Below are 16041 nucleotides of genomic sequence, written 5' to 3'. Positions count from 1 at the left end.
ATTAACCGCTTACAAATTGAACGGTAGCTAATAGTCCTTTGTTTGTTCTAGTGTTTCTTTTCTTTCAATCTGAGCATTTATCAGACTAATCATTGCAGCAGGCAAACTTACCGAAAGCCCAATCAATAAATAAGAAAAGAAGAAAAAAAGAGAAGTCATTGCAATCAAAGACGCTATGACGCTGACTGAATATGGGATAAAACGTAATCCTTTATCCAGACTAATTTTGATGACTTCAGTGTACCCATTCTTCTCTTCTAATAAGACAGGAATACAAAATAAAGCTGCAACTACAATCAAACTCATTAAAGCACCAAGTATTAATGCAATAATGAAAAACAGTGCTTCATTCAATTGAGAACTCTTGGAAAGGATATACCAGCAGCTACTAAAGCTGATAAGAAATAGATAGCCTATCAAGTTACTTTTGATGAAGTACGTTTTATAATTGTTCAGAAAAATTTTGAATACAGGTAAATAAAAAGTTTGTTTTTCGAGCAATTTTTTTAATACCCCAAACACTGAAACCAATGCGGGTGCCCACCCTAGAATACCTAGTCCTGCGACAGTAAATCCTATCCACAACAGGTTTAACCAAATGAGAATCTTCAGCCAGTTGAGTAACTTATAGAGTTTATCCAAAAAAACAGCACTTGTCATGGTACACCTACCTTAATTGGAATGGAGATATGTAATGAAAATGGAAGACAGTCAAAGTAACTTCTCCTGCCTTCCATCTATCAATGTCATTCTAAATAACTGATTTTTTCAATCTTTATGCGTATGTGTATAGATATTCTGAGAAAGCTAAGATTGCCAGAGATTGTCCATAAGGCATGGTCGTAATTTTGACATTGCGGTAATAATCCAATTCTCCTCTAAGCGCTGTTCCGATAGAAACTTTTTCAAGTTCTCCTTCTTCATTGATATTATTTAATAAGCCTTTGATCGCTTTTTCAGCCATTGGTAAGTGTTCTTTTGATAAATAGCGTTTACGGATACCTTTCAAAATACCGAAAACAAATCCGGCAGTAGCTGACGCTTCTAGGTATGAGTCTGATTCATTGATCAATGTTGGCCATAAGCCACTTTCATCCTGATACTCACCTAGTGCTTCTACTTGTCTTTTAAGCGTTTCTACTAAAAATTCATAAAAATTGTCGCCTTCTTTTAAGTTCAAAATGTCTATGATCTCTGGAATGGCAATGGTGGCCCAGCAGTTTCCACGACCCCATAGTGCATCAGCGAAATGGTGATGTCCTTCAAAGGTCCAACCGTGGTACCAAAGTCCTGTTTTGCGGTCAGACAAGTATTTGATGTGTAGTAAAAATTGTCTTTTAGCTTCTTCTACATATTCCGGTTTGTCTAGTAAAAGACCAATTTTCGCTAACGGTAATACGGTCATCATTAAAGTATCCGCCCATAATTGATTGGTATTTGGCGGACCATATGTCATATGTTGTAGTCCATTTTCGTCCGTTCTAGGCATATCGTGCATAACCCATTCGGCCCATTGTTCTAAATAAGGTTTGAACTCTGTCTTATTTTCTTCCTCGTAGATAAAAGCCATCGTAAGTAGCGGCGCCATCGTGTTGACGTTTTTAGGCGGAGAACCTTCTAGTAAACGCTGCTCGAACCATTCGTCTAGGATTCTTTTAGCTTCGACATTTTTCGTCAGTTTATAATAAGAGTGTAGTCCATAAAGCCCAACTCCTTGTGGCCAGTTCCATACATGCCAGCTTTTATCATCAATCATCATGCCATCAAGTTCGAACAAGAATTCACCATTCACATCATTGATGTTTGAAAGATTTTCAGCTAGTAAATCTATTTTCTCAACAATTAACTCTTTGTTTAATTCAGTGCTTACTGTTGTGCTCATTTTTTACCCATCCTTTGTTTATTCATAATTGAGTTGATTTAAAAATTCTATACTTTTTCCAATATGTGGTTCTTGTGTTTCTTCTAGAAGAATTGGAATCCAAGGTTTTGTTTGACTGATTTTATCTATCAGATAGGCATAATCCATATCTCCTGTCCCCACTGGAACAATTTCTAATGCTCCCTCTTTCACTTTGAAATCTTTAGCATGGATGACTGTAATTCGATCACCGAAGCGTTCAAAGGCTTGTTCAATCACTTCGTGTTGGGCTTTTATACTCGTATCTTCAGGATACAAGTAATTTACAGGGTCAAGTATGACCTGAAGATTGTTAGAATCAACATCGTTTAATAACCGTTCCATCATCTCAGGTGAATAGATTGGATGATTAATTCCACCCTCCACTGTCATAATTACTCCAAATTTTTCAGCTTCGCCTACCAGCTCTTTCATGCTTTTCAGTACTTCTTGATAGGCTTCTTCTGTGTAATTATCTCTAGTGAACTGGATTTCAGGATATACACCGCCCGTTTCAGAAGCAACTGTTGCTGCTTTAAAATCACTCGCATAACGAATATGCGTTTTGAAGAAATCGAGTGCTTTTTTTCGTTCGTCTGCATCTGGATGAATCATATTAATGTAACATCCAAGTACAATAATATCGATTTGATTCTGATCGAATAGTCTTCCAACCTTTCTCGCAAGACCGACATTAAAATTCTCATTGGTCAAAGAGACTTCCTTGACAGATTTTAATAGGGCAAGTTGAATCGAATGAATCGATTTTTCTCGAAGTTTCTGGACCAAATCTTCAAGTGTTGTATTTACAATATCATGTGCTCTTATTCCTATATTCAAATTCATTTCTAACAGCATCCTTTAATTTAATTTGATAAATGTAAGCCTTACCACAATTATATAGAACTTCCTCTTACGTTTCTACCTAGACAATAGAATTTCCATATAAGCAATCATGTTGTATCCTAATATCTATTCGTTAACCTATTGTGCCTATGACTGACGTTTGATATAATGATAAAAATTTCTTATAAGGAAAACAACTTTATAATAAAGAAATAAATTGTCTAGAAAGGATTATTAAATTATGGTACAAAAACAGGCTTATGGTAGTGTTTTATTGAAAGCTGATGATATCTTGGAATTTCTGTCCAGCGACGATAGTCAGCACAGACTTAGTGAAATCGCAAGACACACAGGCTTAACCCCACCGACAGCCTCAAAAATTCTCAATACATTACTCTTGATTGGTTATGTTCAAAAAGATCCAGATACAAAATTATTTAGTCTAGGACCAAGACTTTTAAAATATGCCAACAAAAGTTTGCATCAATTAAGCATCAAACGTATTGCACAACCCTTTTTAGAGGATTTACAGAAAGCAACTGACGAGACCGTTCATTTAGGTATTCACGAATTTGGTTACATCAAATATATTACTAAGATTGCTAGCAAAAAGCCGGTTTCCCTTTATAGTGAAATTGGGAAGTCAATCCCTCTTTATTGTTCTGCGATGGGAAAGGCCGTGCTTGCCGATTTAGAGGACGATGATATCGCTTATTATATCGAGAAAAATGAACTGATTGGTAAAACCAAAAACACCATCGTAACTCCTGAACGATTATTTGATGAAGTCAATCAAGCTAGAACAGATGGATTTGCATTCGATAATGGTGAGCATGATCTTGATGTGTTTTGTATCGGTTCAAGTATTACAGTTGGGAAAACAAATTATGGTGCAATCAGTATCAGTTTGCCAAAATATCGACTATCAGACGAGGTGCTCGAGTCACTCCAAAGCAATATTCTCTTATACAGAAAAAAACTAATTAAAGCTTTAAGTTAAGTAAGTGTAGCTACCCAATCAAATGACTGGGTAGCTACTTTTATTTACGCTAATTATCTTGTTAACCATCCACCATCGACAGCTAGAACATGTCCATTTACATAATCTGAAGCCGGACTAGCTAAGAACACGACAGTTCCCATAAGTTCTGATGGATCTCCCCATCTCGCTGCTGGAATACGGTCAACGATTTCTTTGTTACGTTTCTCATCTGCTCGAATAGGTGCAGTATTTGCAGAAATGAAGTAACCTGGAGCAATTGCATTGACGGTTACATTGTGTTCAGCTAGCTCATTGGCGAAGGCTCTTGTTAATCCTTGTACAGCATGTTTACTTGCAGTGTACGAAGGAACAAATTTCCCACCTTGGAAAGAAAGCATTGAAGCAATGTTGATAATTTTACCGTAACCCTGTGCAACCATATGTTTAGCTACACGCTGACTTAAGTAATAAACAGAGTTTTGATTAATATCAACGACAGCTTGCCAGTCTTCGTCTTTGTATTCAAGTAATGGCGCACGTCTAATGGCCCCTGCATTGTTTACTAGGATATCAATTTTGCCGAAAAGTTCTACAGTTTTTTCGACCATTGCTTCCATCTGATCGATTTTAGTTAAGTCTGCTTGATAAAATTCCAGTCTGACTCCAGTGGGTTCTACTAGAGAAGTTACTTCTTCAACATTATTGTCGAAAGTTGCAACCATTACATCTGCTCCAGCTTTAGCCAGTGCAACGACGTATGCCATTCCTAAACCTGTATTTCCACCTGTAACTAATGCTGTTTTACCTTTTAATGAAAACATATCTAGTGAAAAATCTTTTAATTGATCTGACATTTGTTTTTCCTCCTGTAATTTGAAATTATTTTAAGTCGCCCATATCTACATGATCCATATCGTCATAAGTGATGTTTTCTCCACACATTGCCCAGATAAATGTATAATCTGCTGTAGCAACACCACAGTGAATAGACCAGCTTGGTGAAATGGCCGCTTGTTCATTCGCCATAACTAAGTGACGTGTTTCATCCGGTTCGCCCATAAAGTGGAAAGCTCGTGTATTTTGTTCCATATTGAAGTATAGATAAACCTCCATACGACGGTCATGGGTATGTGCTGGCATTGTGTTCCAAGTACTACCAGGTTCTAAAATGGTGTATCCCATCTGTAATTGGCAACTCTCGCAATTATTTGGATGGATATATTGATAAATTTTACGCTCATTTAATGTACTTTGCTCCCCTTTTTCTAGCGGATTCATTTTGTTGATATCCAATTTAACGGTTGGATATTTTTTGTGTGCAGGTGTAGAAACCACATAGAATTTTGCTGGTTTATTTGGATCAACTGAATCAAAGATCAGTTCTTTTGTTTCTTTACCAACGTAGAATCCATCACGGTTATTCACTTCATGCTTTTCACCATCTAATACAATGGTTCCGTCTCCACCAATATTGATTAAGCCAAGTTCACGACGTTCCAGGAAATAGTCAACACCTAGTTCTTTATCTAATTTGATTGAAAGTTCTTTTCCAGTAGGAACAACGCCACCAAAAATCATACGATCGTGATGAGTATACGTTAATGTAATTTCACCCGGTACGAAGATTTTCTCTACCATAAACTGCTTACGCAATTCATCAGTTGTGAGTCTCTTAACGTCATTCGGTCCTGTAGCATATCTTGTTTCCATGAATAATTCCTCCTGATTAATTTAATTATTTCTTATTTGGAAATATTATTATCGTATAAGAAACTATATACATAGTATAGTAAAGCGATTTCTTTTATGCAAGTGATTTCTAGCATTTAAAATAGTTTCCATATAGGAAACTATTTCGCTAAAAAAGCGTAGACCTGTCAGAACATTCTCTGATCAGTCTACGCTTTTCAATTATCATGATTTAATTTGTATGCTTGCTTTTAAAATTATAAACAGCCCCAATTAAATTGGCATCATTTTTATACGCACAAACATCTAGAACTGGCCTAAAAATGTCTAGTTCCAGTTCTTTCATTAAGATTTCGATTTCTGCATTCAGTTTTTCTAATAAGTCCGGTCTACTGGATACGCCGCCACCGATTAAGATCACTTCTGGATCAAACGCATAAGTGAGATTAAATAGTCCCATCGACAGATACCTATAGAATTTTTCAACTTCTTCTGCGGCGGCTTCATCCCCTCGTTCAGCTAAGTCAAAAACCGTTCTCCCGTCGACTGGCATAGCGGTCATATCCATTCTTTCGTTATATCTTCTAGCCAACGCTACCGTCGTGCCTAATTGGCTGAACGTTTCTTTTTCGTTCAGTAGCATGATTCCAAACTCACCACCAAATAAATGCGCGCCATGTTGAACTTCTTTGTCTACTATCACAGAACCCCCGATACCTGTTCCGATCACAACAAACAATACATTTTTATTGTCTTTTGCTGCGCCTTTCCAGACTTCAGCTAATGCTGCACAATTCGCATCATTTTCCAAAGCTACAGGTAAACCAAAAAGTTCTTCAAGCTCATCATAAATTGGAAAATGGTGAATGTAAGGTATTGCACTGATCCCTTCAATTCTTCTATCAATCTGATTTACAGCTCCCGGAGCTGAAAGAGCAACCCCTTCTAAATCAAATTGATTCTCAAACTGACTTTTCACTTTATTCAGTTCCGCTTTCATCTCATCCCAATTATCAGGGACAGGAAAAGACTGTTTTTCAGATAACTGATCGTCAGACCAGATGCCATACTTCACAGAGGTTCCTCCAATATCAAACGTTAGTAGACTCATGTTTTCCTCCTCTTAGGCCTTCTCGGGTAAATAACTGAAGAAGCATCTAGTCAAATTTTCACCTTAATAAGGTGCTTGATCTGTCAGTTCAATGGACTCTTTAACCGTACCTTCTGTCTCAAACACAACCATTTCATTGGTACCTTGTTTTAGTAGTGGACCAGGTATATAGAGTTTGAACTGTGGTCCCACTTCCCAGAATCTACCTAGGTTGAATCCATTGATAAAGACAACGCCTTTACCCCAGCCGGTCATATCTACGAATGTATCTTGTGCTTCATCAACAGTGAATTCAAATTGACTAAAAGAAGGCTCTCCTTCAATAGCTGGTTGATCATAGTCGACTTGCTCGATATTATCCAGCGGCAAACTAAAGTGTGTCCACCCATTTCGGAAGGCTCCATTAACTAATACGCCATCAGCAATGCCTTTTTGTTGGTGAATCATATTTTTACCATAATTTACACGACCCATATTCTCAACTAAGATACTCATTTCATTTTCTTCCTCTTTTAAATCAAAGGAAACTTTCTGACCAAGTTCTCTATCGTATTGAGTCAGTTCGTGTTGACGATTAATAAAGACTTTTGCTCTATCATTCGCTTTGACGAGTTCGAACTCTTCGATTTTACGCTTTTTACCCAAATTATTTTGATACAAAACATATCCAAAATTCTGATTTAAGTCTTCCATTGATAATGTCGACATGTCTTCAATCGGTTCAGATAAGTTATTCAAATTTTCAAATAAAGACGTTCTAGCTTTCAGAGAAACTTCTCCGTATGCTTTCTTCTCTACCGGTTCAGGCATTTCTGGAAGCTCATAATCAACGTGTTTTTCGATTACTGCTCTAAAAGCTTTGAACTTTTCAGTAATATCTCCCCATTCGGTGATTGGTGCATCATAGTCATATGACGTAATGTCTGGCGTCAACTGATCGTAATAATTCGATCCATTTGTGAACCCGAAATTCGTTCCCCCATGAATCATGTAGAAATTAATGTGTCCTTCTGAAAGAATAGCATCGATTTCATCTACTTGTTCCTCATAAGAAGTATGCTTATAGGCTACATCACCCCAGGCAGTGAACCAACCGTTCCAGAATTCCATAACCATCAAGGGAGAGTCACTCTTGTGGAACGCTTTCAATTTATCGAAATGTTCTTTGCTTCCAGATCCGAAGTTTGCAGTTGGTAAAGCTGTTTCAGGAATTGTTCCATTTTCTAGCATATCCATCCATGTCCCGTCACTTGTTACCAAAGGTACTTCTACTCCATATTTTTTCATCATATCGACTAGTGCATTCAAATATTTTTTATCGTTACCGTAACTACCATACTCATTTTCAACTTGCATCATGATGATCGGTCCAGATTTAGTCGCTTGTAGTGAGTCAATTTCTTTAAGTAGATGACTATAATAACGGTCTACTTTCTCAATAAACGGTTTATAATAAGTTCTGAATTTCATATTGCGGTCTTTTAAGAGCCACGCGGGTAATCCACCAAATTCCCATTCAGCACAAATATAAGGAGCTGGTCTGACAATCACATATAAGTCCAGTGATTGCGCAATTTCTATATACTTTTTGATATTGTATTGGCCTTCAAAGTTATACTGTCCTTCTTTAGGTTCGTGCATATTCCAAGGGACATACGTTTCAACAGTGTTGCATCCCATGGCTTTAAGTTTAGACAAACGATCTTCCCAATATTCTGGTACGATCCTAAAATAATGTAACGCTCCGGATACAATTTTTATCGGACTTCCATTCATATAAAAGGTTTCTTTAATTTCAAACATTTATCCACCGCCTCAATAATTAAGTAAAAGAAAGGCCTTTCAAGCCTTTCTTAAATTATGTCATGACTGAGTGAATAAGGCAAATGTTCTTTAGTAAATTTCCTAATATTTGGTAAAATCCCTAATTGAATTTTCATATTTCCACCTTCTAATATAGTTTTATGGCTGATATGAAAGGCATCGTGCTGAATATTATTTACTAAAACTTTCTGAACAAAAGAATTTTGAGGATAATTACCATCTACTGATATCTTTAACTCTTTACCTTCTTGGAGTTTAATTATCATTTCGTCAAACTGAGGGATTCCCAAAACATATTCGGCTCTGCCTGGAGTAACTGGATAAAATCCTAAATGGCTAAAAATATACCAACCGCTCATACTTCCATTGTCTTCATCTCCTGGGAAGCCTTCGAAACCATCAGAAAAAGCATGCATACAGAGTTGTTTAACCAGATGCTGTGTATACTCAGGTTTGCCAGCGTAACTGTATAGATAAGGAATATGAAAACTTGGCTGATTGGAGATGGCTATCTGACCAAAATTATTTGTAGCTAATTCACTAATTTCGTGTATTTCCATACCATAATTACCAATTTCAAATATGGGTTTGGTATTCGCCAAATTAGTAAGATGTTTTAGAAATTGTTCATTCCCACCTAGTAGATCGATATACCCTTGGTTGTCATGATAAAAAGCTAATGCGTTCTGCCATGCGCTTCCCTCAGTATAGTTGAATCCCCAATCTTCTGGAATGAACGCCTTTGAAAAGTTTCCTGAAGTATTTTTGCCTCTTAAAAACCCAGTCTCAGAATCAAATAAATTTCTATAATTTAAAGCTTCCTTTTTAAACTCTTCAGCGATTTTGTGATTTCCAATGTTCTCAGCTACCTGAAAAATGCAAAAATCACTATAAGCATTATCTTGCGTTTGATTGACATTTTCAATCTCGTCATCGGTTACATAGCCAAATTGTTTCATATCTGTAACGCCTGCTCTTCCAAACCTAGGGTCATTCGAGGAAACCGTTGCTTCTTTTACCATAGCTTCTAAAAAAAACTTGGATGTTTCCTCATCCAATAAATGCTTCGAGCTAGCATCCGCAATAACTGCATTGATCAATGTGCCTGGCATCAGCCCACGTTCATCAGGGCTAAGCCACTTCGGTAAATGGCCCGATTCATTATAAAAATGTCTAATTCCTTCCAAAATCTCTTTATATTTCTCCGGTGCAATAAGAGAATAAAGAGGATAAACGGTTCTGTAAGTATCCCAGAACCCGTTATTCGTAAAGAATTTTCCTTTTTTTATAGTCTCGCTATAGGAATCGAAGTGAACAGACTCTCCCAGATGATTTCTTTCATAATAGGTTTGTGGGAATAAAAACATTCGATACATATAAAGATCAAAATTACGCTCTTTTGCTTTATTTCTATCTTTAACTTTTATCCGATCGAGATATTGAGACCACTCATTAGATGATTGCTCAATTAATTGAGCAGTCGAATATTGTGCGGCTTCTCTATCTAAATTTAAAATCGCTTGTTCTTCACTAATAAAGGAGGTGCCAATTGAGCATTCAACTGTTTCCTTCTCAGTAGCTATTGACAGCCATATAGTTTTTGAATTTGCAGTTGTTTCAGTATTCCATTGATTGCTTTTGAAAATGTTTATAGATAAGTCTGTATGATTGATATTTTCAAACTCTATTGCAAAGAATAATTGGAGGTTGTTTTGACCATTGTTTACTTTTTGGGGCAATATTCCTATGACCCTGTTTGATTTCTGATCAATTTTATACTGAACTTCTTCTCCTGATGAGAGAACTAGCCCAAGAGTTTTATCCGAACCTCTTTCTATTTTAAACCGAGCGCCTCTTTTGGTAGGCACTACAGTTGTTTTCAGTCGATATCTTAAACTTTCAATTTCCATTTTATGGGGTTGAAAAACTGCTTCGTCTAATTTATAAGAAGATTGTAAATGAGTCAATTCAGTGTCTCTAGGTTCTCCAGAAATAGGAGAAAAAACCATCCAACTATAATCCCCCATCCACGGGCTAGGCTGATGAGTTAGTCTGAATCCTTGAATGAGTGGATAAGTCGGGTCAAAGAACCAATTAGAGTCATTTTGACTTTGTAGGACAAAATAGTTCATTCCAAAAGGGGTTCCGGTGTACGGCAGCGTGTTGCCATTTGAATATCCGACTTTATTTAATGTTCCATGCCTTGTATCAATTGAATCTAAGCGCATAGTTTCACTCCTTTTTCCATTTGAGTGTAATAATTTCTTTTGGTAAAGCAGTCATCAAATCTTTCTTAACTTCATCTTCTTCTAAAATATTTGACTTAATCGCTTTATAACCTTTAATCCCTAGATGGTATTCGATTGGTTCGTCTGATAAATTATAATGTCTAGTGATGATTTCGTCTGTACTTTTTTGTCTCTTGACAGCAGTGACGGCTATTTCACTTCCATTTACAGATAGGAACTGTCCGGAAGAAGAACGTAGTCCTGTATGTTGATTGGTTTGGATGGCTAAAAGTGAAACATGATCATATATTGCTGATTGAATGGTTTTTTCATCTTGGCTACCATGAGTGAATAGTGAAAATTCAAATTTAAAAGTTCTATCCAAACATTGTGCTCCAGGTGTAGGGAAATAGCCCCAATCCCCCATTTCACCGACTGCACGGAACAATGTCAATGCCATAGTTAATTGGTTATCTTGATCAAGTATTTCATATTCATTTAATCCTTCTGGTGCTAGTATTACACCATGATTTTGATCTTTCACTTGTACAAAATGATGGGTTCTTTGAGGGTTCTCTGGGTTTGTCCATGACTGACTGACTTGATTTGGCCTTTTAACTGTTTCAAAAATCGCATCCGCAAAGTGGTGCTCAGATGAAAGTCCAGTCGGAAAAAGAACACGTAACCTATGATCTTTCATTTTATTCACTAACTCGATTTTAAAACGTAAACTTTTCGCATTTTTAATTAATGTAATTGTTGAAATGATTTTTAGTTTTTCTGTTTCTTCACTTCTCTGTGCTTTACGGTTTCTAAATTCAACTACTTTTTTCTGTTCTATAAGTAATTGTTCATCTGCAGAAATAGGTACATTCAGTTCATGGAAAAGACGAATTGTTTTTTTAATATCTGTATCTTCAATTACTTCTGCTTTCACTAATCTATTTTGTGAAAAGATAGGTGATTCGTTTTCAGGAGATTTATATACATACTCATTCCCAATGTCTCCAGTATCTTCGAAAACAAAGAGTTGATCGTAATTTTTTTGGTTTGTTTTGTCGATTAGTTTCAGCGTTCCATTTTCATTGATTGTCAGTTTCAAGTATTGATTTTCTAATGATAAATCTTTAGCTTCGAGCTTTACTTCCCGATTAATGTTATGTTTGCTTTCAACCAAAAATAAGGTTCTCCAGGAGAATGATTCCATACTTTCTAAAAAGAGCTCTACTTCTACTTTGCGAGTCATGTAAGGCTTTCTAAACCCATTTTTAGGTAGTTCATAATTAAATTCAGGTTCAAGCTCCCTAATAACTGAGGTTACCTCTTCACCATCTTCTGTCAACACTTTGTAGTTAGTCACGTTTTGAGAGTCCAACAATTCCTCATAGCTTTGGGTCGGAAATTTTTCCGAAAAGTAAATTTTTTCTGTTTCAAGTTCGATTTTACAAAGCTCTGACTTAACATGACCTGAGCTATTGAATACAATTAACGGTATAGCATCTCCATCACCTGAGTACAAGGTTTCGGTCGCGTCCGCTAAAGCGTTCAATGAAGAATCAATTACATAATCTGCTACATTTTCAGCTTTTTGAAATCTAGTCATCATCTCTTCGTGAACTTCATCTACACTACACCCACATATACTATCATGAGGATGATTTTGCATATACGTTTTCCAGGCATAATCCAAAATATCATGGGGATAGCTCCCTGTTTCTTCAAAAGCCATCGAAGCTAACGGTTCAGCGACTTTTTCTAGTAATCTGCTAATACGAGCATTCTCTTGCTTAAGATAAACACGAGAAGAAGCAGTATTTGTCAAGGTATACCAACCTTCTGTTTCTTGTGACGTCAACTCCCCCTTTACAGTGTCAAGGTCAGTTGGCAAGGTCGGAAGCACTTCGCTGATATAATTTGGAAAATCAGAATGGATAAATTGATAATCTGGATATAACTCATTGGCTAATTCAATCGCCTTTGATAAATCTTTTTGAACTGGCTGGTGATCACAACCATTCATGAAAAGTAATTGATCTGTAGATGCATACTTTTCAGCATCTTCTAGTTTTTGGTCCCAATAGACTTTAGCCAATTTTTTATCTGTAGGGACTTCATTGCCATTGCTGTACCAGTTAGCAAAGAGTAGCCCAGTAATAACGGAGTCATCCACGCCCTGCCAATTCATTTCTGAATAGGATGAGATGAAATTATCCTGTTCACTAGACTGATTAGCAAATCCGGTTGGTTTAACCCCCCTACCGTAGGCTGCTAAGTCAAAGCCTAATTGTTTCATTAATTGAGGCGTTTGACCAACATTACCGAATGTATCAGGGTAGTAACCAATGTCTGTTTTCTCTCCCCACTTTTTACTTTCCTGATGACCAATTAGCATATTTCTCACATTTGATTCACTTGAAGTCAAAAAGGCGTCCTGAAGAATATAAAATGGTCCAATTTTTAATTTACCCTCGTTAATATACTTCCTAACAAGTGATTCTTTTTCTGGACGAACTTCTAAATAATCGTCTAAAATGATGGTTTGACCATCAAGATAAAAACTCTTGAACTCTGGGTCTGTTTCAAAAAGTTCAAGTACATCATCTAATAGTTCAACTAGAAGCATATGATGACGCTCATAAGGCATATACCATTCTCTATCCCAGTGACTATGCGAAATAATATGGACTGTTTTCATATTACTCTCCTTTATCGTACTGATTTAATTTAATCAATTGGTTCTGTTGAATGACATCTTTGATCCAAAACGCACTTTTCTTTGGAATTCTTTCTCCAGTTTCTAAGATAAGTCGATAAAATCCGTAACGATTTCGATACCCATTTAGCCAAGACCAGCAATCTATAAATGTCCAAAGGTGATATCCAAAACAGTTTGCGCCAGCATCAATCGCTTTTTGGACATTGGCAAGATGATCGTAAATAAATTCAATGCGGTAATCGTCTTGTATTATCCCCTTATCATCAGCAAACCTTTCTTCTTCAGATACACCCATTCCATTTTCTGAAATGTAGAACGGAATATTTCCATAGTCTTCTTTTATCATCATAGCTATATCATAAATACCTTCTGGGTAAATCTCCCATCCTCTATAAGGATTCATTTTCTTTTCTGGCCAATTATAATGTCTTGAAAAATCCCCCAGTGACGTAGCAGGGTGGTTAACTTCATCAGTTGGCACGGCTTCCACTCGTATTGGCTGATAATAATTTACTCCAAGAAAATCCACTTTTCCTTTACTAATCAACTCTTTATCTCCATCTAAAGTATGTGGGAGTAAATCGTTATCTTTTAATAGAGTAATGAGGTGTTCCGGGTACTCACCATTCACAGTAGGCTCCAAAAAGCTTTTAACATGTAAGGTTTCAGCATTCAACTTAGCTTGAAGATCTTCTGCTTGATTAGATTTTGCATATACAGGCGATAAATTCAAGATATTCCCAATCTTTCCTTCAATACCTAACTTTCTGAATTCAACTACAGCTGCAGCGTGTGCCAGATTCGTATGATGCGCAACTTGAACCGCTCGCTTGAGATTATTCACTTTTGGCCAATGATACTCTCCTAAATAACCACAAGTTACATGAACGATTGGCTCATTGAATGTTGTCCAGTAGTGAACAAGATCACCAAACTGCTCGAAAGCTATCCTTGCATAAAATGCAAAATGGTCAATTGATTCGCGATTTTCCCATCCGCCTTTTTCCATTAGCCACCAGGGCATATCAAAATGAAAGAGATTTATAATTGGCTCAACACCTTGATCTCTTAAGCGTTTAAAATAATCTCTATAATATTGAACAGCTTGTGGATTCAGTGTCTTTCCATCCGGCAAAAGCCTATTCCAAGAAATGGAAGTTCTGTACGAATTTAGGTTAATATCGCTCATTAGTTTTGTATCTTCTTTGTAGCGGTCAAATACGTTTGTCGTATTTTTTGGACCTTGATTCGAGTTGAAGTTTTCAGGTTCTAGCTCAAACCACTTGTCCCAAGTGCTAGCAGAACGGCCCCCCTCATATTGTCCACCTTCAGATTGAGGGGCACTCGTTGCTGCACCCCAAAAAAAATGTTCAGGAAATGGATTCGCCATTAAATTTCAGCTCCTTTTAACTTAAAATCAAAGTAATCAAGCATCAATTCGCAAAAAAGCATGTTTGGCCATGAAAACCATTCTCGAGTATATTCTTCTGGATTGTCTTTATGAAATCCTTCGTGAAGAGTCTTCTTATTTGCATCTGTTTCAACCATTAGGTCAAGCATTTGTGCTTTTTCTTCTTTTGTCTTACTTGTCAGTCCAATCATAGCTAAACTCATGTGCCAAATATACTCTTCAGGTGTATGTGAACTTCCTACTCCTGATGCATATTCTCCTTCATAATAATAGGGATTTTCTGAACTAAGAATCGTTTTCCTGGTCGTTTGATAGATATCGTCTTTAATATTTCCATAACCTAAATAAGGGGCAGATAGTAAATTAGGAATATTGGCATCATCCATGATCAATGCATTGCCTTTTCCATCTACTTCATAAGCGAAAACTGATTCTCCTTGTTTGTTTTCAATAATCGCATGTTCTTTGAGCGCTTGATCTATTTGAGATTTCAATAACTTTATATTATGACTCTTTGAATCATCTTCCAGATAAGATTCGTAAATTTCTTCTAGATATCCCAATACTACGACAGCAAACATGTTGGAAGGAACCAAATAATGGTAGATACAACGGTCGTCACTTGGACGGAAGCCAGACCAAGTTAAACCAGTCTCTTTTATTGGACTTCCTTTTCCATCATTTACCAGAGTGTCTTCTTCTCTCCAAGTATCTCTTTGGAAATGATAAGAAGAATGTTCATGATTTTGCTCTGTTTTCCAGACTTTAAGAATCTGTTCAACTCCTTCGTCGAATGTTTTATTGAAAATTGAATGATCGCCTGTTTCTTTAAAATACAAATAAGCAAGCTGAACGGCATAACACAAAGAATCAATTTCATATTTACGTTCCCATATTATAGCTTGCATCTCAGTATCATCATCTTGATGTCCTGCTCCATTAGCACTTTCATTAAATGCATTTGCATATGGATCTAGCTTAATTAGCAGAAAATGTCTTTCAATTAATCCTTTTATCAGTTGTTTGATTTCAGGACTTTTATTGGCTAGAAATAAATAAGGTCTGATTTGTGCAGTCGAATCTCTTAACCACATAGCCGGTATATCACCTGTAAGTACGAATGTTGTATTATCGGTTAAGGGTTTGACCGTATTTTGTAATGTATCTAAAAAACTATTATTAAAAATTTCGAGCCACTCCGGTTTCTCTTCAGCTAGTTCATTTATTTCTTCCATAAAATCTACTATAGTCCGCGGTAATGTTTCATTAAACATATTAATTGCTCCTTTGATAGTTAAAATAAAAGCAGCTCGCATCCATCCCCTGTTGAACAG

12 protein-coding genes are annotated in these 16041 nt (G+C 36.5%); 1 reads left to right on the top strand and 11 read right to left on the bottom strand.

From position 1 onward, the window contains the following. Window positions 1-27 precede the first annotated feature (27 nt). From VXN63_RS00355 to VXN63_RS00345, 3 genes are all read right to left on the bottom strand, one after another. A complete protein-coding gene (locus VXN63_RS00355; protein ID WP_327755991.1) occupies window positions 28-660 on the bottom strand; it encodes a YesL family protein in 633 nt (210 codons plus the stop codon). Between the two features lie 115 nt (window positions 661-775). After that, entirely contained in the window at window positions 776-1882 is a 1107-nt protein-coding gene (gene bglB / locus VXN63_RS00350) for a beta-galactosidase BglB (RefSeq protein ID WP_327755990.1), read from the bottom strand. An 18-nt stretch (window positions 1883-1900) separates the two neighbouring features. Beyond that, complete coding sequence (locus VXN63_RS00345) at window positions 1901-2746, bottom strand: sugar phosphate isomerase/epimerase family protein (RefSeq protein WP_327755989.1); 846 nt, start codon at window positions 2744-2746, stop codon at window positions 1901-1903. A gap of 241 nt (window positions 2747-2987) precedes the next feature. On the opposite strand from VXN63_RS00345, the gene VXN63_RS00340 reads away from it, so the two are divergent. After that, the gene (locus tag VXN63_RS00340; RefSeq protein ID WP_327755988.1) at window positions 2988-3746 is read left to right on the top strand and encodes an IclR family transcriptional regulator; all 759 of its coding nucleotides are present in this window, start codon (window positions 2988-2990) and stop codon (window positions 3744-3746) included. Between the two features lie 53 nt (window positions 3747-3799). Here the strand turns inward: VXN63_RS00340 and kduD are convergent, their stop codons facing one another. The 8 genes from kduD to VXN63_RS00300 all read right to left on the bottom strand — a co-directional run bounded on the left by kduD (window position 3800) and on the right by VXN63_RS00300 (window position 15981). Further along, on the bottom strand, window positions 3800-4582 hold the full coding sequence (kduD, locus tag VXN63_RS00335) for a 2-dehydro-3-deoxy-D-gluconate 5-dehydrogenase KduD (RefSeq protein ID WP_327755987.1): 783 nt from the start codon (window positions 4580-4582) through the stop codon (window positions 3800-3802). 25 nt (window positions 4583-4607) lie between these two features. After that, window positions 4608-5438: a 5-dehydro-4-deoxy-D-glucuronate isomerase gene (gene kduI / locus VXN63_RS00330; RefSeq protein ID WP_327755986.1), complete on the bottom strand. Its 831-nt coding sequence runs from the start codon at window positions 5436-5438 to the stop codon at window positions 4608-4610. Between the two features lie 211 nt (window positions 5439-5649). Beyond that, complete coding sequence (locus VXN63_RS00325; RefSeq protein ID WP_327755985.1) at window positions 5650-6528, bottom strand: ROK family protein; 879 nt, start codon at window positions 6526-6528, stop codon at window positions 5650-5652. Between the two features lie 63 nt (window positions 6529-6591). Next, a complete protein-coding gene (locus VXN63_RS00320; protein WP_327755984.1) occupies window positions 6592-8331 on the bottom strand; it encodes a glycoside hydrolase family 35 protein in 1740 nt (579 codons plus the stop codon). A 50-nt stretch (window positions 8332-8381) separates the two neighbouring features. Next, window positions 8382-10580 (bottom strand): GH92 family glycosyl hydrolase, encoded by a 2199-nt coding sequence (locus VXN63_RS00315; RefSeq protein ID WP_327755983.1) that lies wholly within the window; start codon window positions 10578-10580, stop codon window positions 8382-8384. Window positions 10581-10584: 4 nt separating this feature from the next. After that, a complete protein-coding gene (locus VXN63_RS00310) occupies window positions 10585-13275 on the bottom strand; it encodes an alpha-mannosidase (RefSeq protein WP_327755982.1) in 2691 nt (896 codons plus the stop codon). A 1-nt stretch (window position 13276) separates the two neighbouring features. After that, window positions 13277-14686, bottom strand: a complete 1410-nt coding sequence (locus VXN63_RS00305; protein WP_327755981.1) for a glycoside hydrolase family 1 protein — start codon at window positions 14684-14686, stop codon at window positions 13277-13279. Further along, window positions 14686-15981 carry a glycoside hydrolase family 125 protein gene (locus tag VXN63_RS00300; RefSeq protein WP_327755980.1) on the bottom strand — a complete coding sequence of 432 codons (1296 nt, stop codon included), beginning with the start codon at window positions 15979-15981 and terminating at the stop codon, window positions 14686-14688. Before VXN63_RS00300 ends, VXN63_RS00305 begins: the two co-directional genes overlap by 1 nt. Window positions 15982-16041: the final 60 nt, after the last annotated feature.

It is taken from the genome of Marinilactibacillus sp. XAAS-LB27 (assembly GCF_036039175.1).
GTDB lineage: Bacteria > Bacillota > Bacilli > Lactobacillales > Carnobacteriaceae_A > Marinilactibacillus.
The sequence above is the reverse complement of the archived record's forward strand: the minus strand, read 5'-3'. Positions and strand labels throughout refer to the sequence as shown.